General features: G+C 62.8%; 15 protein-coding genes and 1 pseudogene. 8 read left to right on the top strand and 8 right to left on the bottom strand.

Annotation, left to right across the window (positions count from 1 at the left end):
• Nucleotides 1-87: 87 nt before the first annotated feature.
• The 6 genes and pseudogenes from HS122_12380 to HS122_12405 form a co-directional block, all read right to left on the bottom strand.
• A complete protein-coding gene (locus HS122_12380; GenBank protein ID MBE7539195.1) occupies nucleotides 88-2,916 on the bottom strand; it encodes a TonB-dependent receptor plug domain-containing protein in 2,829 nt (942 codons plus the stop codon).
• Between the two features lie 278 nt (nucleotides 2,917-3,194).
• Entirely contained in the window at nucleotides 3,195-4,280 is a 1,086-nt protein-coding gene (locus tag HS122_12385; protein MBE7539196.1) for a LacI family DNA-binding transcriptional regulator, read from the bottom strand.
• Complete coding sequence (locus HS122_12390; protein ID MBE7539197.1) at nucleotides 4,253-5,197, bottom strand: amidohydrolase family protein; 945 nt, start codon at nucleotides 5,195-5,197, stop codon at nucleotides 4,253-4,255. The genes HS122_12385 and HS122_12390 overlap by 28 nt, the downstream gene beginning before the upstream one ends.
• Before the next feature lie 48 nt (nucleotides 5,198-5,245).
• A pseudogene (locus HS122_12395) lies at nucleotides 5,246-6,205 on the bottom strand (chloride channel protein).
• A gap of 26 nt (nucleotides 6,206-6,231) precedes the next feature.
• Entirely contained in the window at nucleotides 6,232-7,422 is a 1,191-nt protein-coding gene (glf, locus tag HS122_12400; GenBank protein MBE7539198.1) for a UDP-galactopyranose mutase, read from the bottom strand.
• A gap of 3 nt (nucleotides 7,423-7,425) precedes the next feature.
• A complete protein-coding gene (locus HS122_12405) occupies nucleotides 7,426-8,118 on the bottom strand; it encodes a glycosyltransferase family 2 protein (GenBank protein ID MBE7539199.1) in 693 nt (230 codons plus the stop codon).
• Nucleotides 8,119-8,367: 249 nt separating this feature from the next.
• Between HS122_12405 and metG the strand changes: the two genes are divergently transcribed.
• Together metG and HS122_12415 are read left to right on the top strand one after the other, a co-directional pair.
• A complete protein-coding gene (metG, locus tag HS122_12410) occupies nucleotides 8,368-9,906 on the top strand; it encodes a methionine--tRNA ligase (GenBank protein MBE7539200.1) in 1,539 nt (512 codons plus the stop codon).
• Nucleotides 9,907-9,933: 27 nt separating this feature from the next.
• Nucleotides 9,934-11,376: an isochorismate synthase gene (locus HS122_12415; GenBank protein ID MBE7539201.1), complete on the top strand. Its 1,443-nt coding sequence runs from the start codon at nucleotides 9,934-9,936 to the stop codon at nucleotides 11,374-11,376.
• Between the two features lie 80 nt (nucleotides 11,377-11,456).
• Here the strand turns inward: HS122_12415 and HS122_12420 are convergent, their stop codons facing one another.
• Both HS122_12420 and HS122_12425 read right to left on the bottom strand, forming a co-directional pair.
• A complete protein-coding gene (locus HS122_12420; GenBank protein ID MBE7539202.1) occupies nucleotides 11,457-12,047 on the bottom strand; it encodes a hypothetical protein in 591 nt (196 codons plus the stop codon).
• Between the two features lie 178 nt (nucleotides 12,048-12,225).
• Complete coding sequence (locus HS122_12425; protein MBE7539203.1) at nucleotides 12,226-12,906, bottom strand: DUF1080 domain-containing protein; 681 nt, start codon at nucleotides 12,904-12,906, stop codon at nucleotides 12,226-12,228.
• Between the two features lie 233 nt (nucleotides 12,907-13,139).
• Between HS122_12425 and HS122_12430 the strand changes: the two genes are divergently transcribed.
• The 6 genes from HS122_12430 (at nucleotide 13,140) to HS122_12455 (ending at nucleotide 23,760) form a co-directional block, all read left to right on the top strand.
• Nucleotides 13,140-14,450 (top strand): hypothetical protein, encoded by a 1,311-nt coding sequence (locus tag HS122_12430; GenBank protein ID MBE7539204.1) that lies wholly within the window; start codon nucleotides 13,140-13,142, stop codon nucleotides 14,448-14,450.
• Nucleotides 14,447-17,392, top strand: a complete 2,946-nt coding sequence (locus HS122_12435; GenBank protein MBE7539205.1) for a HEAT repeat domain-containing protein — start codon at nucleotides 14,447-14,449, stop codon at nucleotides 17,390-17,392. The genes HS122_12430 and HS122_12435 overlap by 4 nt, the downstream gene beginning before the upstream one ends.
• 67 nt (nucleotides 17,393-17,459) lie before the next feature.
• Nucleotides 17,460-18,896 (top strand): sulfatase, encoded by a 1,437-nt coding sequence (locus HS122_12440; GenBank protein MBE7539206.1) that lies wholly within the window; start codon nucleotides 17,460-17,462, stop codon nucleotides 18,894-18,896.
• A gap of 33 nt (nucleotides 18,897-18,929) precedes the next feature.
• Nucleotides 18,930-20,231: a Gfo/Idh/MocA family oxidoreductase gene (locus HS122_12445; GenBank protein ID MBE7539207.1), complete on the top strand. Its 1,302-nt coding sequence runs from the start codon at nucleotides 18,930-18,932 to the stop codon at nucleotides 20,229-20,231.
• Nucleotides 20,232-20,301: 70 nt separating this feature from the next.
• The gene (locus HS122_12450) at nucleotides 20,302-21,804 is read left to right on the top strand and encodes a sulfatase (GenBank protein MBE7539208.1); all 1,503 of its coding nucleotides are present in this window, start codon (nucleotides 20,302-20,304) and stop codon (nucleotides 21,802-21,804) included.
• A 489-nt stretch (nucleotides 21,805-22,293) separates the two neighbouring features.
• Nucleotides 22,294-23,760, top strand: a complete 1,467-nt coding sequence (locus HS122_12455) for a sulfatase-like hydrolase/transferase (protein MBE7539209.1) — start codon at nucleotides 22,294-22,296, stop codon at nucleotides 23,758-23,760.
• Nucleotides 23,761-23,921: the final 161 nt, after the last annotated feature.

The following is a 23,921-nucleotide window of genomic DNA, read 5'->3' on the forward strand; positions in this document are numbered from 1 at the left end:
AGAATGAACAGGAAAGGTGGGTGGAAAAAACGCACCCCGGCGGGATCGGACCGACGGGGTGCGGCTGCGCGAGGCGAAGTCCGCCGCCTAGAAACTGAAGTTGGCGGAGATGGTGAATTTGCGCGGATTCAGGAACCTGTAGTTGCCGCCCTGGACGCCGTTTGTGCCATAGGTCTGGAAGCTCGTGAAGATCAACTTGTCCTCATCGAGGAGGTTGTCGACGTTGAGCTGAAACTTGGCATCGATTGCGTGGCCGAAGGTTGCGAACTTGGTCGAATAGGACACAAACGCCGAGGCAATCGTGTACGCAGGCGACTGGGTGCGCTTTCCGTTGGCATTTTCCCAAGGCTGGCCGTACTGCTTGCCCATGTGGGAGAAGCCGCCGCCCATCTCAAGGCCCTTGAATCCGCCTTCGCGGAAAGTGTAAGCGCCCCAGAGATTGTAGATTTCAGTCGGCAGCTTCGGGGTGATCGTGGTCACAGCGGTTGTATCCAGGCGCTTCTGGGCATCCGTGAGCATCGTGCGCAGCAGGATGGCGTCGGGGGTCGAGCCGTTGGCCACGACCTGCCAGTCGGGCAGGTGCTGGGCGAAATAGACCCGTCCATTGGGACCGTTGTTCTCTTTCTCGCCCTTGGGCTTCGAATAGTGGGCCTGCAGGCGGATGTTGGGTGTCGGGTTGGCGACGAGTTCGATTTCCACGCCGTGGTATTTCACGTCGTAGGTGTCAACGTAGCTCATTGCGGCCTTCAGGCTGCCGGGGCCGCCGGTTACGGTGCCGGCGGGGCCGATGTCCGTCTTGGTGCCGCCCGCCTTGAAGTACTGATCCCAAATGCCCTGGAAGCCGGGGCTGTCGCCGCCGATGACGTCAGTTGACTTGGTCTCATAGAAATTGACCGTGCCATAGTACTTGTGATCCTTGGTTGAGACACGCAGTCCGAGGTCGCGACCCTTGCCGAACGACGGTCCAAACACCGTGCCCGTCACGCTGGGGGCGAGACCGCCGGCCGCAGGCTGGAAGTTGCTCGACACGTTCGCAACGACGCCGAGCCATTCGGTGACGTAGCCCACGACGCCGGCGGTGTAGGTGTTGCCGGCATCGTCGGCGATCGTCGCCTTGTTGCCGGTTCCCCGGATGCCGATCTTGGTGTTCTTGTAGTCGTCGCGGCGCGCGCCGAGCGAGATGTTCACGCGGTCATCCCACAGGCGGCTTTGCGAGAACACGCCGCCATAGTTGATTTTCTGGGTGGAGTTGAAGTCATACCAGTTGAACGTATGCGCCTGGTAGGCGAAGTCCCCTCCCTCCGGAATGCCCCAGGATGCCTGCGGGTTGTCCCAGTAGATGCGGCCCCAGATCATCGATTGCTGCCAGACGGGACCATAGGCGGGGCGATAGAACAATTGATACTGGCGGGCATCATAGTCGGTGACCTGATGGCCAGCGGACACCGAGAAGGTCTGGCGCAGCGGCACATTCCATAGGGTGGAATCGAAGTGATAGGTGTACTGGCCGCGAATTTCGTCCACACGGTGATTTTGCGTCTGTTTGTCGAGGAACGAGTCGGAATATATCTTGCCGTAGTTGGGGTTGGGCCGGCCATCCGGGAGCTGGCGGTTGAGATCGTACGCCGCGCCCTGTCCCTGGCCGCCGCCTGCACCTTCAAAGTTCTTCGCTTTGGCGGTGTCGACATACTTGTATCCCTGCAGTTGAAACTCGCTGTGGTCGTTGAACCGGTGCTCGAAGCTTGCATTCATGGCGAGGGATTTCGCATCGAGGACGCTGTCCGGGGAAGCGATGGCAAATTCCCGCGACGGGGCGGCAGGCACGCTCCGGCCGCTCCGACCGTCGGTGAAGCTTTCCGGGCGCATGTAGGCGCCGCCGTAGAAATCGCCCGTGCCGGCGCTGCGCAGTCCGTGCGCCCAATTCATCATGCCCAACCCGGGCACATAGACCCGGTAATTGTCGACGCCACCCCAGGCGTCCATGTACTTTACGCCGGGAGCCCCGGCGGTTGCGACGGGGTTGCTGCCAGCCCCGGCCACGGTAGCGCCCCAGGTTGCGGCATTGGTCGTGCCGTTCCAGAGGGAAAGTCCGTCCGTGACCGCGGAGGCATAGACGTTTCGCTCCTGATCCCAGCCCTCCACGCCTACGCGGATCTGGGTGTTTTCAGAAATCTTGTAGGTCAGGCCCCAATCGAATGCCTTGCGCTTGTCAAAGTCGCCATCCCGCCAGCCGCGCTGGTCGGCCAGAAGGAGGTTGGCGCGCGTGGCGATCCTTCCCTGGAAGGCATTGACATCAAGGGTGCCGCGGTAGCCGCCCCAACTGGTGGTTTGAACGGTACCCTCGCTGAAGGTTTTGTCGTAGCGAGGGGTCTTCGTGTAGGTCGTGAGACTGCCGCCAATGTCGCCGATACCGAAGAGGATGGAGTTGGGACCGCTGTTGATTTCGATGCGTTCGACGTTGTAGGTGTCGATCACCATGAATGTCGGAAAGTAGTTTTTCGTGGGTGGATTGCCGCCTTGCACATGGCCATCGCCGCGAATGCTGATTGACCAGAAATTATGGGTATCCCCGGCGGTGCCACCTTCGTTGCCGCTGCGGAAGTTGGTTGGCACCACATTCAGCGACCATTTGAGCGCGCTCTGCAGGTCGGTGACGCCGGTGTCGGAGATGAACTCCTGGGTCAGGGCGGAAACCGCCGACGGTGTGATTCGCAGCGGAGTGTTCTGTCTCCCGCCAGCGAGCGAATCGACCGCGACGTAGCCGAAGTCCCGATCGGTGTTCACGGCGAAAGGGTTCATTTGGACTACGTCGTCCCTCGCTGATTCTGTCGAGGGGGACGGGGGGGTGGATTGGGCCGTCAGTGCGGCCGGCAGGCCGAACGCCAGTCCGAGGACCAGCGCGAGTTTGCTAGGCATGTGTGTTTTCATGTGGTGTCGGTTTCCATTTTTCCGAGTACGGGGAACAGGGGCGGGAATCTCTTCGGCGGATGGCACTTGCTCACGCGAGGGCCACGGAGATTGGGGGATCAGCTTTGCGGCAGGGTATTGGGTGTCGTTGCAGAGGAGGACTTGCGCATCGAATGATGACAACGTTTGCAGCGCAAGGAAAATTTCACTCAAAATTGAATTTCCTAGGCAAATGCGCGATCTCAGGCGCGGTTTGCCAGATGCGCTGCAAACGTTTGCTGCACTTGTTATCGCTCCGGATGCCTGATGGGCTTGGTCGAGTCCCGGATCATCATGGGAGCGGGCATATCGTCGACCGGAACGCTTGCAGGCAGGCCCTTGGTCGCGGCGGCCTCAACGATAAGGCCGACTGCGCGCTCGGCCATGTCCGACAGCGGCTGTCGCACGGTGGTCAGCGCCGGCTGGCAGGCGGTCGCCCAGATTCCATCGTCGAAGCCGACCACGGACAGATCGTCCGGACACTTGAGCCCGGACATGTGAGCGGCATTGATGGCACCGAACGCAATCTCGTCGTTGGCGCAGCAGACTGCTGTCGGACGGTCTTGTCCCCTCATGAATTGGGTGAGCCCGGCACGTCCGGTTTCGGCGCTGAAGGGGCCTTCGTAAATCCATTCCTGATGAGGCCGGGCACCCGCTTTCTCCAGGATTTCGAGGTATCCCTGCCTGCGCTCGTGGGCGTCACGGGAGCCGTGCGGCCCCAGGAGAAGCCCGATTTTGCTGTGCCCAAGCTGCAGCAGCAGGCTCGCCACCGAGCGTGCGCCGGCGACGTTGTCCACCCCGATGACCGGGACACCCAGATCGGAAATCCGGGCCGAGAGCGGGACCGACGATTTGACGAGCACGAATGGCTGGCGGTAGCCCTTGAGTTCGGCGACGTCGCGCGGGGTCAGCGGCTCCGCGAGGTAGATGAGGCCGGAGGAGTTCACTCCGAGGTGCTGCATGGCCTCCCGAAAGCTCGCGCCCGGTTTGCGATGGAGTGTTGAAATCTGCACGCCCCAGCCCCGCGCGGCGGCCGCGTGGAGGATGCCGGCGAGGAAGCGGCCGTAGAATTCGGAAAAGAAGATGTTCTCGTCGAGCGGGACAACCACGGTGAGGGTTGTCGTGATGCCCTTGCGCAGCATGCGCGCCCCGACGTTCAGCGAGAATTGCATGCGCTCCGCGAGGTCGAGGATCTCCCTTCGCCGTTCCTCGCTGACCAGGTGCGCCGTTTCCGGCCGCAACGCGCGCGACACCGTGGATGGCGAAACGCCGAGACTTGCGGCCATCTGCACGATGCCGTTCTTGTCTACCTTGGACTTGCGGGATCGGGACATGGCAGGTGTGTCAGCTTCAGCACGCGGCGGGCGTTTCCATAGAGAATCTTTCGCTCAGCAAGCTTGCTCGGAGCGAATCGTTTCACAGAGAGTATCTGTCGCGAACCGGAGCACGCCGGGCCCCGACCGACCGGATCGGAACAGTCGCTCCCATACAGCAGCTTGTCCTGGTGTCGCGCGAAAAAGGCACGCGCGTGATCCTCATCGCGGATGAAGGCTTGATAACCGGACCCGGCGGAGAGATCGGCATACATGTTGGGGTGCTCGGAGAGCAGGCGATCGGTCAGGCCGCCCGGTTTGACGGAGCCCTTGGGATAGAGCACCGATTCGTCATAATCCTTCGAGATGTTTCCCCAGAACGTCTGCGCATGCCCGATGAAATCGACCGTGGGAAACTTTTCCAGGATGCGAGGGAAGCGCTCGAGATGATGGTTGTAGGTTCCCTGCTGGAAATGAAGGAGGACGGGGACACCGAATTCCCGTGCGAGAGCGGCGACGCGCTCGATGGAGGCGGAGTCGCAGTCGACATCAAACTTCTGCTCGCCAATGCCGATTGCGCCGGCCTCCAGTTGACGCCGCATGACCTCGATGGCGTCGGGCTGGTCGCTCACCTCATTGGCGAACCAGCGGAAGCGGTCGGGATACTGTTCGGCCAGCGCTTTCGTCTCTGGATAGGGATTCACACCCGCGGCAAGTCCGAAGCGTGAACCCGCGGGAAGCAGGATGGTGAACGAGATCCCCATTGCGGCTTGATGGGCGAGCAACTGCTTCGCGGTGCGGCCGCTGTAGGGCACGTGCTGATGGATGTCGATGATGGGCTCCGCGTCCGGCGATGCGGCCCTCGCGACTGCGGCGGCACCGAGCATCGAGGCGGTCATCGTCATGAATTCGCGGCGGGTGAACTCGGAAATTGGCATGAAGCTGAAGGAATCAGTGTGAATGAGAATCTGCCTGGAGAGGGGATGTCAGCGCTTTTCTGATTCCTGTTTGTCGCGGCCGAGTATCGGCCCTCGCTCGCGCCGCTCCTCCTCCTCCTGACGTCGAAGCCTGGCGGCGAGGATATCCGCGCGACCGAGGTAGCCGACAAGCCGCGACGGATGATCGCGGTCAACAACCGGCAGCCGCCCGATTCCCCGCTTGAGCATGAGGCCGATGGCATCCTGCAGGGTGACGTCCGCGTGCGTTACGGCGAGGTCCCTGCTGCTTGCTTCGAGCACTGTCGTTCGGGCGGCGGCGCCGGTCTGGATGACCTTCATTAGATCGCTGCGCGTGATGATGCCGACCAGAGATCCACCCGCGTCCACGATGAGGGTTCCCTGGCGTGTGGCGACGGCGGGATCGCCGCGGGCAATGCGATCGGCGAGGGTGGCGACGGTGGTGTCGGCGGACACAAGGGGCGGCTTTCGGTCCATGACGTCGCGCACACGCATGAGCTCGAAGACGTCCACACTGTACTCGCGGGCGATGTGCTGGCCGCGGCGCGCAAGTTTTTCCGTCAGGATGGAGCGCCGGAGAAGGAGAACGGTCACGCAGAGTGCGGCGACGCTGCCGATCATGAGGGCTGGCAGGGCGTTGAGATCGTGTGTCAGCTCGAGGATGAAAATCATGCCGGTGAGCGGCGAACGCATGGTGCCGCCCATGATCGCGGCCATGCCGACCATGCTCCACAGTCCGGGATCGCCGATGCCGGTCAGCAGGCCGATCATCGCGCCGAGTGCGCCACCCATCATGAGAAGCGGGGCCAGAACTCCGCCGGAAGTGCCGGAGCCCAGGGCTATCGCCCACACGAGGCTCTTGGCGACGAGCAGACTGACGAGGGCCCCCATCAGCACGTTGCCGCGCATCAGGCCGTGGATGGTTTCATAGCCCACGCCGAGCACCCGGGGATCGATCAGTCCGCCCAGTCCGATGGCCAGTCCGCCGAGTGGGTTTGATTCGGTACCGGCGTCGCTCAGACTCCGGCCAGGGCCTTGGAATAGCCGACGGTCGTGCGGGGGTGGCCGGATGGCGATGGGCCTGACGCAATGAGTTTGTCCGCTGTGTGCAGCGCGGCGGCGACCACCTGGTCCATGTTCAGGTACCGGTACTGCGCGAGGCGCCCGATGAACGTGACGTTCGTCTGGCGTTCGGCGAGTTCGCGGTACTTCTCGATGAGGAGCTGGCTCTCGGGGCCGGGCACGGGGTAGTACGGATCGTTGCATCCGAAGCGATATTCCTCGGAGAATTCGCGGACGATGTTGGTGAAGCGGCTCGCCTGCCCGGTGATGTGCTTGAGTTCAACCGTGCGCGTGAAGGGCTCCGGGCCCGGATAGTTCACTTGAAGCGCGGGCTGCAGCAGGCCGTGGGGCGTGTGGTCCGCGGCCTGCTCCTCCAGGTTGAAGCGCACCGTGCGATAGGGAAGGTGGCCGTGGCGGTGATCGAAGTACTCGTCGATGGGCCCGGTGTAGATCAGGTGCCGGTAGGTCAGCCGCGGCAGGATTTCGCGGTAGTCGGTGTTGAGTCGAAGCGCAGCCCGCGACTGATCGAACAGCGACTCAAACATGGGGTGGTAACCGCGGCTGGGCAGCGCCTGGAATTCGTCGGTGAAGTAGCGCTCGTCGACGGTGCTGCGCCAGGGAATGCGGCGGCATACGGACGGGTCGAGATCCTCCGCGGGCCGCCCCCACTGCTTGGCTGTGTAGCCCCGGAAAAAAAGCTCGTACAGTTCCTCGCCCACCGAGGCTAGGATCGCCTCGCGGGAGTTTGCGGGACTGGCGATCGGCAGGGCGCGCTCCGCGAGATACGCCTTGAACTGCTCCTCCGTGGCCCGCGGGTTTCCGCAGAGCTGGCGGTAGGTGTTCAGGTTGACGGGGAAGCTCCAGTAGCGCTCGCGGGTATAAACCTGGACGCGGTACTGCACCTCGCGCCATTCCGTAAACCGGCCCAGGTAGTCGCGCACATGCGGGGCGTTGGTGCGGAAATAGTGGGGACCGTACACATGGTAGAGCAGCCCGTTGCGGTCGGTGCGATCATGGCAGTTGCCGCCGATGTGATCGCGTTTTTCGATGACAAGGCAGCGATGACCCGCGGCGCCGAGACGCTCGGCGAGGACGAGGCCTGAGAATCCGGCTCCGACTATGACGTAATCATAGGATTCGGACATCGATCAAAGTGTATCCAGATCCTGGAACAATTTGCGAGCCTTGCGGGCGAAGCCCCAGTAGCGAACCGAGGCGTGCCCGCCGACGCGGTCGCGAAAATGAATCGGGACCTCGATGTAGCCCTTGGGCTCGAGGAGCAGCGCGACGGCGATGTTGGCGAGATCGAAATTCGAGGGCACCTGCTGCGCGGCCTCCGCCGCGACGTGCGTGTGGTAGAGACGGTAGGGCACGTTGGTGTCGTTCAGCCGGGTCCGCTGCTTCAACTTGAGAGACCAGCGAAGGATTGTCGTGACGATCCTGCGGCCGAATCCGTCGTCGCGCCGGACGCGGCGTCCGTACACCGCAGGCGCATCCTTGCGGCGCTCCCAGATGGAGCGGAAGGCGGAGGGGTCGCATTGTCCGTCGGAATCGATCTGAAAAACATATTCGGCGCCGATACTGGCCGCCTCCTGATAACCCACCAGGCAGCTCTGGCCGTGACCGCGGTTCTCCTGGTTGTGGATGCGCAGGTCCGGCCAGTTGAGGGCCATGAGGGCGTCGAGCGTGCCGTCCCTCGATCCGTCGTTGATCACCAGCAGGAGGTAGCGCGGGGCGGTGCGCGCGAGTTCCTTTCTCCATTCCGCGAGCACGTCGACGATGACGGATTCCTCGTTGTAAACCGGAATCACCACCACGACGTCTGGAGGAGAGTCAGACACGTCAGTCCTTGCCTTTGAGTACGACGGTTTGAAATCACGCCTGGGAAACGCCGGCAGAGGCATGGCGCGATATTTGAATGTTAGGCGTGAGTGTGACACGGGACAGGTGCGGTGGCGCGCAGGAAATGCTGATCGAGGAAAAACTGGTCCCCGATATTATCGGGACACAACCGCAAAGCCTTAAGGCACGCTTTTTAGCAAAATCTTCGACTTTCTTCGCGCCGTGCTTTCCTATGATCGACTCAGTCCATGAAAAATTTCTATCTGACGACCGCCATCGACTACGTGAACGGATCGCCCCATCTCGGCCATGCCTATGAGAAGGTGCTTTCCGACGTCATCGCCCGATTCCGTCGTCTCATGGGCGACGAGGTATGGTTTCTGACGGGCACCGATGAGCACGGTCAGAAAGTGCAGCAAACGGCGCGTAAACAAGGACTTGAACCACAGGAATTCGTTGACCGAGTCAGCGCGGAATTTGTGGCCCTGTGTGCGAAGCTCAATATCTCGAATGACGACTTCATTCGTACGACCGAACCGCGGCACAAGAAGGTGGTCGCGGAGATATTGCAGAGGCTCTTCGACAAGGGGGAGATCTACAAGGGCGAGTACAAGGGGTTCTATTCCACGCGCCAGGAGCAGTTCCTGCAGGACAAGGACCGCAATGCCGACGGGTCGTGGCCGGAGATCTTTGGTGAAGTCACCGAAATCACGGAATGGAACTATTTCTTCAAACTCCGGCTGTATCAGGACTGGCTGGTGGAGTTCATTCAAAAGAACGAGGATTTCATATTTCCCAAATATCGGGCGAAGCAGGTTCTGGAATTCCTGAAGGAGCCGCTGAATGACCTGTGCATTTCCCGGCCGCGCGAGCGCCTGGAGTGGGGGATTCCGCTTCCGTTTGATGCGGACTACGTCACCTACGTCTGGTTTGACGCGCTGCTGAACTACTATTCGGCCGTTGCCGACAAGCCGGGTGTCTGGCCGGCGAGTGTGCATGTGATCGGCAAGGACATCCTTGTTCCGCCGCATGCCGTGTACTGGCCGATCATGCTCCACGCGGCGGGGCTGCCGCTGCCGAAGTCGATCCTGGCGCACGGGTGGTGGTCGATCAACGGCTCCAAAATGTCAAAGAGCACGGGCAATTTTGTCGATGCCGCGGAATATGCCGACAAGTTCGGGGTCGATGCGCTTCGCTATTTCCTGATTCGCGAGATGAGCGTCGGTCAGGACAGCGATTTTTCCCACGGACAGTTCCTGATCCGCTACACGTCGGAGCTCGCGAACAACCTTGGGAATCTGGTCAATCGCACGCTGAACATGACCAATCGTTTCGCGGCTGGAAAACTCCCGGCCGCAGAGGTTCAGGACGCTCCCGAGGCCGACCTGAAGGCCCTGTGGGGGAGGACCCGCGACGAGATGATCACGCTGCATGAAGGCTACCAGTTTCATGTCGCGCTCGAACGCATCCTTGCGTTTGTCACCGCCACCAATGCCTACATCGAGCTGCGTGCGCCCTGGAAACTCGGCAAGTCCTCCGAGCCCCGAGACCAGGCCCTGCTGCGGACCTCGCTGGCAACCATGGCCGAGGCGCTGCGCCTGGCGGCGGCGGCGCTGGCGGCCGTGATGCCGACGACAACGCGGAAGATCAACGAGGTGCTGGCCCATGCCCCCGCGGCGAACTGGCTTGATGAACTCGCGTGGGGAGAACGGCTGACTGGAAACGCGGTTGCTGCATCCGCGATCCTGTTTCCCCGTCCGCAGGAGTCCAAGGCCGGATCGAAATAGCGGCGAGGCATTCCGGCTCATCGACGCGTGACGATCCTGCCGCTCAATCCAACGGAAAACGCCACACCGGAGGCGCTGAGGGCGTTCATCTCGCGGTGCCAGGATGCGGCGCGGAGCCGGGGGCGCGCGCAGCTTGTCAGCATCACGGTGACGGTGGACGCGCTGGATCCTCTTGCGGTGCTGGAGTCGATCTACGAGCCGGGTGAACTGCATTTCTATGCGGAGAATCCCCGGATGGGGGCGGCGATCGCCGGTGCGGAGGCGGTCGTCTCGCGGGAATCCTCAGGGGCGGATCGATTTGCCGACATTCAGGCGTTCATTGACGAGACCCTGGAGCATGCGGTCGCGGTGGGCGATGTTGCGGCGCCGTTTGGCGGCCCGCACTGCTTCGCGGCATTCGCCTTCCACGACACGGTATCGCCGGACGAACCGTTTCCCGCTGCGCGGGTTTTTGTTCCGCGCTGGCAGGTGGCCCGTGCGGGTGATGTCACGACGGCCGTCGCCAATCTGGTTGTCTCAGCCGAGAGCGATCCGGCGGCCCTTGCCGAGCGCGTGTGGAGGGCGCACAGAAAATTCGCCGCGTTTGACTATCCCCTTGCCCCCCTGCGGGTGGGCCCGGCGCCGGAGGCGCCCGTTCAGCGGATCTCAACCCGCGAGGTCGGCGACTATCGTGAAGCTGTCAGGAGGGGGCTGGAACTGATCGAGGCGGGCGAGGTGCGAAAGATCGTGCTGGCGCGCGCGAAGGAGATCGTCACTGAAAACCGGATACATCCGCTGCGGCTTCTCAACGAGCTCCGTCAGCGCTTCCCCGAGTGTCATGCGTTCTCGGTCGGGGATGGATCCGGACGCAGCTTCATCGGCGCGAGCCCGGAGCGGCTGGTGAGGGTGAGCCGGGGCGTGCTGGAGACGGAGGCTCTGGCCGGTTCGATCCGCCGGGGAGGGAGCGCGAGCGAGGATGCGGCGCTGGCGGCGGCTTTGCTTCGCAGCGAAAAGGATCTGCGCGAGCATGCGCTCGTTTTCGACTCGATCGCGAGGCGGCTTGCGCCGCTGGGGGTGGCCCTTGAAAAAGGCGTGCGGCCGGGCCTGCGGAGACTGGCGAATGTCCAGCACCTGTGCACGCCGGTGCGGGTTGACCTGCCTTCCGGCGCACGGCTGCTGGACGTCGTGGCCGCATTGCATCCGACACCGGCCGTGGGAGGCACGCCGCGCGATCGCGCGGTGGCGCGGATCGCGGAGATCGAGCCGACCCCCCGGGGCCTTTATGCGGGGGCGCTCGGGTGGGTGAATGCGCGCGGCGGAGGCGAGTTTCTTGTTGGAATCCGCAGTGCGCTGGTTGACGGCGTGACAGCCCGGGTGTACGCGGGGGCCGGCATTGTGGCGGGATCCGAGCCGGATCAGGAGTTTGCGGAAACGGAACTGAAGTTCCGCGCGATTGAGGCCGTGTTGAAGGAGGGCGCGCCGTCGGGCTGAGGAAAGTCGCGGCGACAAGAACGCCCGTGCGTCGGATGCACGGGCGCGTGGAATTGCCGGAGATGGTGGAGTCAGGCCGGCTACTTGAGTTTCGCCAGCTTGGAGAAGTCGATCGCGCTCGCGAACGAGACGAGATCCTCGCGGCTCAGCTGGCTGCCTTCGATGGTGACGAGGTAGCGGCCGTCGACGACGGCCTTGATGTCGCCGCCCTTGTCGCCGCTCTTGTAGCTCACCGCCGTCCGCTGCCCCTTGATCGTCTCCAGTTTCGCCCCCGAACTGGCGATCAGGGCGGGATTGGAGAACATCATGGTCATGGTCTGGAGAAGCGGCGAATCGGACTGGATCTGAATGGTGACGTGAGAGTCGCCCTTGTTGTAGCTTCGTTTGGCGGAAACCATGCCGCCCATGAACGCACCGGAGGTTGCATCGGACTCGGCCTCTTCAGCCGTCCATCCGGAAGGCGCACTGGGAAGCAGTTCCGCGACAACGGCGCCCTTCTTCTGGCGGATGAGCTGGCCTGCGTAGTCGATTGCCTGAAGCGCCTCCGTGTAGTTGGAGGACTCATACGCACTTATGCCTGTCTTGAGATTGTCGACAACCTCATCGGCCCGGACCGGCGCGACGAAAAACGAGGCGGCAAGAAGGAATGGAGTCAGTGGGATTGTTTTCATGGGAGGATAAGTCCGCGGATGCTGCCCGCGGAAAATCTGAAAGCAATCCCGGACTGGCCATGCGGGACAATGGACGGCGGATGGTCTGTCGCTTGCAGGAGGCGCTCTCTCCTGATGCGGATGCAGAAGGCGATCCTGACGGGAAGCGGGCCGGGTTGAGCGGCAGTCGTCGCCGCGACTATTTGCCGATCTCTCGAATCCTCAGGTTGCGGAAGCGGACGTGAAAGGGACCGATGTCGGACCGGATGCGGTGCACCTGGAGGCCGATGAAACCGCTGGCGTCCTCGCTGTCATGAAAATCCGCGCAGGCGATGCCGTTCACCCATGAACGGATGTGGTCGCCCCTGGCGACGATGCGGTAGTGGTTCCATTCGCCAGCCTTGAACGCGGCTGCGGTTCCGGGCTTTTTTGAAAGATCGTCGTGCCACTTGGTCCAGCGCGCCTCGTCCCAGAAGTTTCCGGACGTGCCCTTTTCGTTGGCCGCTATTTCGCACTGGTAGCCGTAGACCTCCCCCCGAACGCGGATGCGGCTCCCGCCGGATGGCTGGGGCGTGTCCTTCGTGAAGATGTGACTGCGAATCTGCACCCCGGAGTTGAGCTCGTCATCGACCTTGACGTCGAACTCCAGCTCGAAGTCGGCGTAGTCGCGCCGCGTGCAGAGGAAGGTGTTGATGGTCCCCTTGCTTCCGGTCGTGCCGACAATAGTTCCGTTCTCCACCTTGAAGGTTGCATTGCCACCGTGCACGACCCAGTTGTCCAGGGATTTCCCATCGAAGAGGGAGACCCAGTCCGCGGCGGGCAGCGAGGTGACCGTGGCGATGGCGAGTGAGATGATGGAGAGGAGGGGTGCAGGGCGCATGGGTGAAATCGGATTCCTGTTGAGAGGCGAAGTCTAGCCATTCTGTTCCTAAAAGTCTTCCGTCCGGGTGGAAATTGAGGACACGCAGGCGGAACGCCGTGGGCGGCTCCGCACACATTCCATGGTTGCAACATGCTTTTCCGCGCCGCCTCAATACGCGCCGGTTTCGGTGCGCTACGCTTCGCAGATCCATGCGTGGCCACGGGTGGCCGCAAACAATCGAGGAATTACCCATGAGACTGACTGCTGAGATTCGCTGTGTGGCGTCCTGCCTCCTGATCTGCCTGACGGCGGGTCCGGTGACAAACGGGCTGGCCGCCGATCAGACCGTTGCGGTCGGGGTTGCGAAGATTGACATCACGCCGCAGGAGCCGATCCGCCTCGCGGGCTATGCGAAGCGCCGCGGCGTGAACTGGAAAGTGGAAAAGCCACTTCAGGCGAGGGCGCTCGCCCTGGGGGATGGGCCCGACACGGCGCTGATCGTCACCGTCGAACTCGTTGGCATCACTGCAAAAATCAGCGACGAACTCGCATCGGCTCTCGCTCGCAGCCATGGGCTGCCGCGCGATCGGATCGCGGTGTGCGCGATACACACGCACAGCGGCCCGGTCATTGAAGGGCTGCTGGACGGTTCGCGCAAGGGCGCCTCCGATGCGGAGTGGAAGGCGATTGTGCGCTACGCCACCTGGCTGCAGGGTCGCCTTCAGGAGGTGGCGGAGGCGGCGCTGCGTGACAGAAAGCCCGCACATCTGTCCTGGGCCGAGGGATATGCCGGCTTTGCCGTCAATCGCCGCGAATTGGAGCATGGAAAATGGAAGGGATTCGGGATGGTGCCCAATGGCCCGGCTGATCGCAGCCTGCCGGTCATGGTGGCGGTCGGGGACGATGGCGGGAAGCGCGCGGTCTTCACGAGTTACGCCTGCCATTGCACCACCAATGGTGGCGACATGATCGTGCATTCCGACTGGGCCGGCGAGGCGGCCTCGCAGATAGAGGCGGCCTTTCCCGGCGCGATCGCGCTCGTGGCATTGGGATGCGCCGGAGATGCGCGTCCGTATCCAGGAGGATCGACTGCGGAAGCGAAGGCGCGCGGGCGGGAAATCGCGGCGGAGGTCGGGCACCTTGCGAATTCCGACATGCGGCCGCTGACTGGAGTGACGGCCGCAACCTACCGCGTGATCAGCCTGCCGCTCGATGCACCGGACAAGCGGGGCGTGATCGAAGAGGTGCCGCTGCCGGTGCAGACTTGGAGATTCGGCGATGATCTCAGCATGATTTTTCTCGGGGGCGAGATGGTGGCCGACTATTCCCTCCGACTGAAGCGCGAACTGGATGCCGGCCGGGTGTGGATCAATGCCTACAGCAACGCGGTGCCGTGTTATGTCGCATCCCGGCGTCTGTATTCAGAAGGCGGATACGAGGTCGATGGCAACATGCCCAAGTACGGCTGGCCGTGCCGGCTTGCCATCGGCACGGAGGATCGGGTGGTCTCGGAGGTTCTTTCGCAGGTTGACCGGAGCTTCCATTCAAAGGCGCGGCGATGAAAACCGGACGGATCGCGACACTGGTCATTGCGGCGGGATGTCTTGCTTCAGCAGGCTGGGCGCAGCCGCTTGCACCGCCGAAGGAGAGGGTGGTGTTTCCGGATGCGCTGCGGCCGGAGGAGTCGCTCGCGGCCATCCGCGTCCCCGACGATCTCGTGGTCGAGCTGGTTGCCGCGGAGCCCGCCGTGCAGGATCCGATTGACCTGGCCTGGGGTGCAGACGGGCGCCTCTGGGTGGTTGAGATGGGTGATTATCCGCTGGGCGCCGATGGAAAGGGGGGGGCCGGCGGACGCATCCGTGTGCTCGAATCGACGCGGCACGACGGCCACTTTGACCAATCGACGCTGTTCGCGGAAGGCCTGCGCTTCCCGACCGCGGTGATGCCCTGGCGGGACGGCGTGCTGGTGATCGCGGCTCCCGAACTGCTGCTTTTGCGCGACACCGATGGCGATGGGCGGGCCGACGACCGCCGGGTGCTGTTCACGGGACTGGGCGTGGGGAATCAGCAGCACCAGGCGAACGGCCTGCAGTGGGGACTCGATGGCTGGGTCTATCTCGCGAATGGCGGCACTCGCGGGACAATCACTTCAAAACAAACAGGGGTTGCCATCGACATGACGCGCGATGTGCGCATACGGCCGGATGATGGCGGGGCCGAACCGCTGACGGGACGTTCCCAGTTTGGGCGAAACAGGGACGATTGGGGTAACTGGTTCGGGTGCAACAATGCGAATCCGGTGTGGCACTACGCGCTTGAGGACCGGTATCTGCGCCGCAACCCCAGCCTGGTGCCGCCGAATCCCATTGTGACCGTTCCGGAGATTCCCGGTGCCGCGCCCGTCTATCCGCGCAGTCGCACGCTGGCGCGGTTCAACAGCCCGGGACACTACAATGCCTTCACCTCCGCCTGCAGCGTGATGGTGCTGCGGGATGACGCGCTTGGAGACGCATATTCCGGGAACGTCTTTGTGTGCGAGCCGGTTCACAACCTCGTGCATCGGGAAATCCTTTCGTCTCACGGGGCGACGTTTCGCAGTCACCGGGTGCCTGGTGAGGAAAAGTCCGAGTTTCTTGCCTCGACGGACAACTGGTCGCGTTTCACGAGCGCGCGCGCGGGTCCCGATGGAGCGTTGTACATCCCGGACATGTACCGGAAATACATCGAGCATCCGCAGTACATCCCGGCCGCCTGGCTCGCCCTGCTGGGTGATCTGAGGCAGGGTTCGCAGCTGGGGCGAATCTATCGCGTGCGGCGGCGGGGTGCGGCGCTTCGCGCGGTGCCGCGCCTGGACCAGGCCGGCCCGTCGGAACTGGCCCGGGCGCTGACCAGTCCGAGCGGGGTCCTGCGGGACCTCGCGCAGCAGCAATGGGCCTGGCGCGGATCGGCGTGGCCGACGGAGGATCTGGAACGCCTGCTTGATCATCCGCAGCCGGCAACGCGTGTGCAGGTCCTGTGCACGCTCGATCTCGCCGGAAAACTCACGGTTGCGCAGGTGCGTCGTGCGCTCGGGGATGCGCATCCCGGAGTGAGGCGCGAGGCGATCCGCCTGGCGGAACGTTTTGCGGGAGATTCATCCCTGGTGGAGCCACTGATTCACCTGGCCGGGGACCCTGATCCGTTTGTCCGGCAGCAACTGGGCTATTCACTCGGCTATTGGCGGGGATCCGGACCAGGCGGCGCCCTGCTGCGGCTTCTGAGCGCGCAAGAGGATGTTTTTGTGAAGGCTGCGGCGATGTGCTCGGCACCCGCGCATCTGCGCGAAATTCTCACGGGACTCCCGCCCGCACAGCCGGTGGAGCCGGCGTTGATTGACCTGGCGGCCGCTGGTGACGCCGAAGTCGCCGATCGCATGTGCGCAATCATCACCGCCAGCCGCGAGCCGGCGTTTCCTGAGGAGCAGTTTCAGTCGCTCGCACGTTTTCTCGATGTGAGGTCGAAGAAGACGAGGAGTGATTCGTCGCTGGCCAGCCCTGCGGTGCTTGAGGTTATTGATGCGGCAGGAAAGGTGGCCGGCGACCCTGGCGCGAATGCGTCGCGCAGAAGCGCGGCGACGCGACTGCTCGGGCGAGTGCCTTCGCGACGGACTTCGGATGTCGCCCTACTGGCGGGTCTGCTTTCCGAGGTGCAGACGCCGCTCGATGTGCAGATTGCGGCGGTCAACCGCATGGCACAGTTGCCCGGCGCAGGTGTGGCGCACCTGCTTCTAAAAACCTGGGCCGAGTGCAGCCCGAGGGTTCAGGAGGTCATTTTCGACAGCCTGATCAACCGCCCGGATTGGACACCGTTGCTGCTCGATGGCTTGGAGAAGGATTCGTCGATGCTTCAGCGCCTGACGGTCGGGCAGCGGTCGCTGCTGACCGGGCATGTGGACGCTTCGATGGCGGAGCGGGCTCGGCGGGTGTTGAACGCAAGCACGAACCGCGACCGGCAGCATGTGATCGACGCCTACCTCCATGCAATGGCCGCTCTCAAGGGTGACTCCGCGCACGGCCGGGAAGTCTTCACGCACGTCTGTGCCGCCTGTCACAAACTGGGTTCTGTCGGCGGAGGGGAGATAGGTCCGGACCTGGCGAGCCTGGCGGATCGGAGCGCACCCTACGTTGTCACGCATGTGCTCGACCCGAATCGTGTTGTCGAGGGACGCTACCAGCTTCACACGATTGAAATGACGGATGGCCGCACGCTAGCCGGCATGCTGGCGGGTGAGGCGGGCAACAGCGTCACGCTGGCCGGACTGGATGGTTCCACCCAGACGCTTATGCGCAGCGACATCCGAACCATGACCGCGACCGATCGTTCGCTCATGCCGGAAGGTCTGGAGACCGCCTTAAGCGCACAGGACATGACGGATCTTGCAAGCTTTCTGGAGGCGATGGGTGAGCATGAACCGCCGCGCAGGCGCCGCGGCAAAGCGCATCGAGATTCCACTGTCGGCAACTGAATTTCCACAGGCAAGCGCGACAACAGATCCGGGCTTGTGATAACGTAGCGGAGTGACCCCATCGCGCATGTCCCGAATCTTCGTCGTGATGCTTGCCGCATTGTCGGCAGGCCTGGTGCTGACTGCCGCGCAGAATTCAGCACCGAACATTGTGCTCATACTGGCTGACGACCTTGGCTGGGCCGATCTCAGCTGCCAGGGCGCCGACGTCATCGAGACACCGAACATCGATCGACTCGCGCGCGAAGGAGTGCGCTTCAATCAGGCGTATGCGATGTCGGTTTGTTCGCCCAGCCGGGCGATGCTCCTCACTGGCCGCCACGCGGTGCGGGTCGGCATCACGGTCTGGATCGAAAGGGCGCTGAACCGGCCTGCGAATGCGGGACCGTTCGATGCGCCATCGCGCCATGATCTCGACCTCTCGGAAGTCACGCTTGCGGAGCGGCTGCATGATGCCGGCTACCTCACCGCGATCGTGGGCAAGTGGCATCTCGGGGATGGATCACACGCGCCTGAAACGCAGGGATTCGACATCAATATCGGCGGCACCCACTGGGGCGCGCCGCCGACCTATTGGTGGCCCTATCGAGGCATGATGGAATCACGTTCGCCCACCGGTGAATTGAGGAGGACAGAATTTCGCTATGTTCCCGACCTCGGATTTGGCAAACCCGGCGAATACCTGACCGATCGCCTCACGGACGAGGCCATGCGTGTGATGGATCGCGCGGCGGGGCAGCCTTTTTTTGTCTACCTTGCCCACTATGGGGTGCACATCCCCCTTGAAGCCAAGGCTCCCGACATCGAGCGCGCTGCATCGAGAATTCGCCCCGGGTCGCATCACCAGAACGCAACCTATGCCGCGATGGTCAGGAATCTGGACGACAATGTCGGGCGGGTCCTCGAGCATCTTCGGCAGCGCGGATTGGACAGGAACACCGTGGTGATTTTTTCAAGTGACAATGGCGGCTACATTGGAAAACCCCGTGGCGAGAGGGCTGCGACGACGAGCAACGCCCCATTGCGCTCCGGAAAGGGCGCGCTCTATGAGGGTGGCATACGCGTGCCATTGATCATCCGCTGGCCTGGGATATCCAAGGCGGGCGGAGTGTGTCAGGAGCCGGTATGGCTCGCGGACCTTTTTCCAACCCTGGCGGGCAGGGAGGCGTCCGCCACCGCTGTGGATGGCATTGATCTTCATCCTTTGATGAGGGACCCGACCGGTCATTTGCCGCGCGAGGCGCTTTACTTCCATTATCCGCACACCTATCAAACCACGCGTCCCGTGAGCGCGATTCGCATGGGCGACTGGAAACTGCTGGAATACCTTGAAGACGGGCACATCGAGCTCTACAATCTGGCGAATGATCCTTCCGAACAGGTCGATCTCGCGGCACGGGAAACCTCAAGGGTTGACCAGTTGCGGGCTCGTCTGGCGCAATGGCGTGTCGAAGCGGGCGCCTGGATGCCCGAATCGAAACGCGAATCCACGGCCAGACCATAGAACTGAATCTTTAACCCAGCCTCCACAAACCACATGAACCAGCCCTCCTCCCGTCGTGATTTCCTGAAGCACGGAGCCGTGCTTGCCGCCGGCGCATCCCTTTTCAACGTGGCGCATGCCGCGCCGAAAGGAGGGTCACTGAAGGTGGCGCTCATAGGATGCGGCGGTCGCGGCGCGGGTTCAGGTGGTGGCGGGGCGCTCAGGAATTTCATCGACGCGGCGAAGCTGCTGGGGCGCGAGGTCGACATTGTCGCCGTCGCCGACTGTTTTGAGCACAAGGCCCGCCGGGTGGCCGAGAGCCACAAGCTGCCGGAGAGCCGGGTGCTCTCGGGATTCAGCTCCTACAAGCGGGTGATGGAGTCGGATGCCGAGTATGTGCTGCTCGCGACACCGCCGGTCTTCCGCCCGCTGCATCTGGCCGCGGCGGTTGCCGCGGGCAAGCATGTCTTCTTTGAGAAACCCGTCGCCGTCGATCCCGTCGGCGTGCGCAAGGTCATTGAGATCGGCGAAGCCGCCCGCGCGAAGGGACTGTGCCTCGTGGCCGGCACGCAGCGACGGCACGACATCGCCTACCTGACAAACAAGGCGCAGATCGAAGCCGGCGCCATCGGGACCATTCTTGGCGGCACGGTTTCCTGGGACGGCAAGGTGCCCTGGATTGTGCACCGGAAGCCCGGTCTTCTGAACCGCGAGTACCTCGTGGAGAACTGGCTCAACTTCACCGAGCTCTCCGGCGACCACATCTGCGAGCAGCATGTTCACAATGTCGACGTGGCCAACTGGTTCATCGGGCGCGTGCCCGTGGCGGCGCTTGGCTATGGAGGCCGGCTGAGGCGGGAGACGGGCAACCAGTACGATTTTTTCAGCGTCGATTTCGACTACGGCGACGGTGTGCACATTCACAGCCAGTGCCGGCAGATTTCCGGCTGCTACAACCGGGTGGGGGAGTTCTTCCGAGGAACGGAGGGGCAGGTCTTCGGCGGGGGAAAACTCTCGGGGCGGGAAGTCAAGGTGCCTGCGGTCGAGGTTCTCAGTGAGAACGCGCTGGTGCAGGAACACGTGGACCTCATCAAGGGCGTGCTGGACGGAAAGCCTGAGAATCGCGCCCGTGAGGTCGCCGAAGCCACGATGACGGCGATCCTGGGCCGCATATCCGCCTACACCGGAAAGATGGTGCGGTGGCGTGAGCTCATGGACGAGCCGGCCTCGCCTTTCTACAACCTTTCGCTCGCGCCGAGGCCGGAGGACTTTGAGGGAGGCGACGATGTCGGCATGCCCGCCGACCATGCCGCCCTGCCTGGCGACGGTGCTCCCTTCAACGTGCGCAAGACCTGATGCGCGAAGACTCATGACTGCAATCTCCCGTTCGCGATTCGGATGGCTGGCGATCGTGCTGGCGCTTGTCATGGGGGGCCGCTGCGAATTGGCAGCCGCTCCGGCGGCTCCACCGGAGCGGCCGAACATCCTCTTCATCATCTTCGACGACTGGGGTGGCGCGGGGCAGTCGACGGGTTACTCGAATCCGTGGATCCGCACTCCCGGCTTCGACCGCGTGGCGCGCGAAGGCGTGCGTTTCGACAATGCCTTCACCTCGAATCCCAAGTGCAGTCCTTGTCGCGCAAGCATTCTCACAGGGCGGAACACCTGGCAGTTGAAAGAGGCGGTTTCGCACAACGGCTATTTTCCCGCCGGTTTCGTCGTGTTTCCGGACCTGCTCGAACGGTCGGGCTATTTCATCGGGCTGACGGGCAAGGGATGGGGACCGGGCGACTTTGAAACCCTCGCGGGCTTCAAGCGGAATCCGGCTGGGCCATCGTTTGACACACGCACGCACAAGCCTCCCAACAAGGGAATCAATGCCAATGACTATGCAGGCAATTTCGAGGACTTCCTCTCAAAGCGTCCGAAGGACAAGCCCTTCTTTTTCTGGATGGGATTCCGTGAGCCCCATCGTCCCTACGAGCCGGGATCGGGCCGAAAGTTCGGCATCCATCCCGAGGATGTCAGGGTGCCTGCCTATCTTCCCGACACACCCGTCGTGCGCGAGGACCTGGCCGATTATGCGCGCGAGGTCGAGTGGGCTGACTCGCATGTCCTGCGCGCCTTGGAACTGCTGGAGAAGGCGGGGCAGCTGGACAATACCCTGGTGATCGTGACATCCGACCACGGCATGCCCTTCCCCTATGTGAAGGGCCAGATCGTTGAGGAGGCGTTTCACATTCCTCTGGCGATGCGCTGGGGGAAGACGATCAAGGCGGGGCGGACTGTCGCGGATTTCATCAATGTGCGCGATTTTGCCCCCACCTTTCTCGAGTTGGCGCGGGTTCCGGTGCATTCCCAGATGACCGGATCGAGCCTGAGCGCCATCCTGCGGTCTCCGGAGTCCGGATGGATCGAGAACAGGGACGAGATGCTGGTGGGAAAGGAGCGGCATGACATCGGACGGCCGCATGACCTGGGGTACCCGGTGCGCGCGCTGCGCACGCGCGAGTTTTTGTATGTGTGCAACTTTCGACCCGAACGCTGGCCTGCGGGGAATCCGGAAACGGACTTTGGCAATGTGGATCCCAGCCCGAGCAAATCCCTGCTGGAGGCCATCGGTGGACACTATTACGAACTCGCGTTCGGCAAGCGCCCCGCCGATCAGCTTTTCAGGATCACAGACGACCCGGGATGTGTGGACAATCTGGCGGCCGATCCCGTCTACGCGGCGACCGTGCGGCAGATGCGGGAGCGCATGATGCAATTGCTGCACGAGGAGGGAGACCCGCGCGTTACGGATCAAGCTGCGGTCTTCGACACCTACAAGTACGTCGGCGGGCGGGCAAAAGGCTACGAAACCTGGCTGGCTAAGCAGGCCGCCGGCAAGCTCGCTCCGAAGTCCGGCTCAGACGCTGAAAAGCAATAGCGCCCTGGTCTCTGGCCGGGGCGGGTGACGGCACGTCCTGAATGCGCGCCGGCTGTCCGGATGACAGCCGGCCGGACAGACGGGCGTATCATCGCTGGCCACCACATCGGCTCCACAGAGAAAGGCGGTGCCTGAAATGTGGATTTCGTCGATGGTCGTCGCTGCGATTGCTACGCGATAGGCTGCAGGGGGCGCAGTCTTGAGCAGGCAGTTGGGCTCACTGTGCTGAGGCGTGCTCATTCCCCTGCCTCAGCCCCGTGTCATTTCCCGCGTGCCTTTTCGTGGTGCAACCTCTGCCGTGCGCGTGGTTGCGCCTGCGCTGCGGTCCGGGTGCTTGCTACGCCGGGCCGGCGCGACATGCCGCAAATTTCGTTGATTCCGTTTGAAGGACGAAAATTTCCGTCAGCGATGAAGACGGACGGCGATGCAGTCTGGTAGGATGCGAGCGAGGTGGTCGTTGACGCTCCGTCCCCGATCCACGCAGCCCAAATGTCCATTCGAACCCAGCTTCTCATCGTCGTCCTTGCCGCCTCGTTTGTCGCAACCGCACGCGAGTGTTCCGCACAGACGGGCGGCGCAAGGCGGCCCAATATTGTATTCGTCATGACCGATGACCAGGCAACCTGGTCGGTCGGGGCCTATGGAAACAAGCAGGCGGTGACGCCGAACATTGACAGGCTTGCGCGCGAGGGCGTGCTGCTCCGCAACGCCTTCGTGCCGTCGCCGGTGTGTTCGGCGAGCCGGGCGACCTTTCTGACCGGGCTTTACGGGACCGAGGTCGGCATCACGGATTTCCTTGCGGGCTCGGAGGTGGCGGCTGGTTTCGGACTGCCTCCGGAGACGCTCACCTGGCCGGAGGTGCTGCAGCAGCAGGGATATGTCACGGGACTGTCAGGCAAATGGCATCTCGGCACACAGCCGCAGTTTCACCCCACGAACCAGGGGTTTGACTGGTTTTTCGGATACATGGGAGCGGTCAACGTTCCGATGAATCCGCCGCTTGAGCAGGACGGCACGGTGCGGACCTTCCAGGGACCGATCTCCGACATCCTCACGGATCATGCCATCGGTTTCATAGAGAAGAATCGCGAGCATCCCTTTGCGCTGCTGCTGCATTTCCGCGAACCTCATTTGAAGTACACGCCGATGCCGGAGGTTGATCAGGAGGCTTACAGGGGGAGGGAGGTGGCCGGCGCGAAGTTTCCCGGGCTAGATCAGCAGGAGGTGGATCAATACACGCGCGAGTATCTAGTTTCGGTGCACGCGGTGGATCGAAACCTGGGACGGTTGCTGAAGCGATTGGAGGAACTGAAGCTCCAGGACAATACCATCGTGGTTTTCACGAGCGACCACGGATACATGATTGGCCAACACGGCCTGCATACGAAGGGAAACGCCTGGTGGATGTTTCCGGGAATTCCGCACAACACGAAACGCCCGAACATGTTTGAGGAGACCATACGCATTCCCTTCATTGTGCGCTGGCCCGGGCACATTCCGGCGGGTTCGCAGGCGTCGGAGCCCTTCTCAAGCGTGGACAATTTTGCGACGGTTCTCGGGTTGATGGGAGTGCCCGTGCCTTCTGGCAGCCGGCAGCACGGCGCCGATTTCTCCCCGCGGCTGCGCGGCGGGGAAGTAACCTGGCGCGATGCGATGTTCGGACAGTATGATCTCATCAGCGGAGGCCTGGCCCACATGCGCATGATCCGCACCTCGCGGTGGAAACTTGTCAGGCACTACCTGAGTCTGGAGCTCGACGAGCTCTACGATCTTCAGAATGATCCTGGGGAGCAGTACAACCTTTACCGACCCGGGCGCGCTGGCGGACGTGCGGACGGGCTGGACATTCCGTCGGTGAAGCAGGAGCTCCAGGAGCGGCTGTATGCCTGGCAGCGCGAGATCAAGGATCCGCTTCTGCTCCTCATGGCGCAGGAACGCGATCCGGCGAAGCGCTGAATTGCGGCCGACTTGACTTCAGCCGCAAGCGGCTGAAGTGCTCCCTGGGTGCGGGGTGCAGGGATTCGAATGCATCCGATCGAATGGAGGGTCGCGTCGTCATTCTCACGGCTTGCATTGTTTCACGTCACAAGTTTCGAATGTTCGCAAAGGACACTATC

It is taken from the genome of Opitutaceae bacterium, assembly GCA_015075305.1.
In the GTDB taxonomy this organism is placed as follows: domain Bacteria; phylum Verrucomicrobiota; class Verrucomicrobiia; order Opitutales; family Opitutaceae; genus UBA6669.

What these genes read in the sequence shown, in the direction of transcription:
- HS122_12380 (MBE7539195.1), bottom strand. Translation starts at nt 2,916, where the DNA reads ATGCCTAGCAAACTCGCGCTGGTCCTCGGACTGGCGTTCGGCCTGCCG.
- HS122_12385 (MBE7539196.1), bottom strand. Translation starts at nt 4,280, where the DNA reads ATGTCCCGATCCCGCAAGTCCAAGGTAGACAAGAACGGCATCGTGCAG.
- HS122_12390 (MBE7539197.1), bottom strand. Translation starts at nt 5,197, where the DNA reads ATGCCAATTTCCGAGTTCACCCGCCGCGAATTCATGACGATGACCGCC.
- glf (MBE7539198.1), bottom strand. Translation starts at nt 7,422, where the DNA reads ATGTCCGAATCCTATGATTACGTCATAGTCGGAGCCGGATTCTCAGGC.
- metG (MBE7539200.1), top strand. Translation starts at nt 8,368, where the DNA reads ATGAAAAATTTCTATCTGACGACCGCCATCGACTACGTGAACGGATCG.
- HS122_12420 (MBE7539202.1), bottom strand. Translation starts at nt 12,047, where the DNA reads ATGAAAACAATCCCACTGACTCCATTCCTTCTTGCCGCCTCGTTTTTC.
- HS122_12425 (MBE7539203.1), bottom strand. Translation starts at nt 12,906, where the DNA reads ATGCGCCCTGCACCCCTCCTCTCCATCATCTCACTCGCCATCGCCACG.
- HS122_12430 (MBE7539204.1), top strand. Translation starts at nt 13,140, where the DNA reads ATGAGACTGACTGCTGAGATTCGCTGTGTGGCGTCCTGCCTCCTGATC.
- HS122_12435 (MBE7539205.1), top strand. Translation starts at nt 14,447, where the DNA reads ATGAAAACCGGACGGATCGCGACACTGGTCATTGCGGCGGGATGTCTT.
- HS122_12440 (MBE7539206.1), top strand. Translation starts at nt 17,460, where the DNA reads ATGTCCCGAATCTTCGTCGTGATGCTTGCCGCATTGTCGGCAGGCCTG.
- HS122_12445 (MBE7539207.1), top strand. Translation starts at nt 18,930, where the DNA reads ATGAACCAGCCCTCCTCCCGTCGTGATTTCCTGAAGCACGGAGCCGTG.
- HS122_12450 (MBE7539208.1), top strand. Translation starts at nt 20,302, where the DNA reads ATGGGGGGCCGCTGCGAATTGGCAGCCGCTCCGGCGGCTCCACCGGAG.
- HS122_12455 (MBE7539209.1), top strand. Translation starts at nt 22,294, where the DNA reads ATGTCCATTCGAACCCAGCTTCTCATCGTCGTCCTTGCCGCCTCGTTT.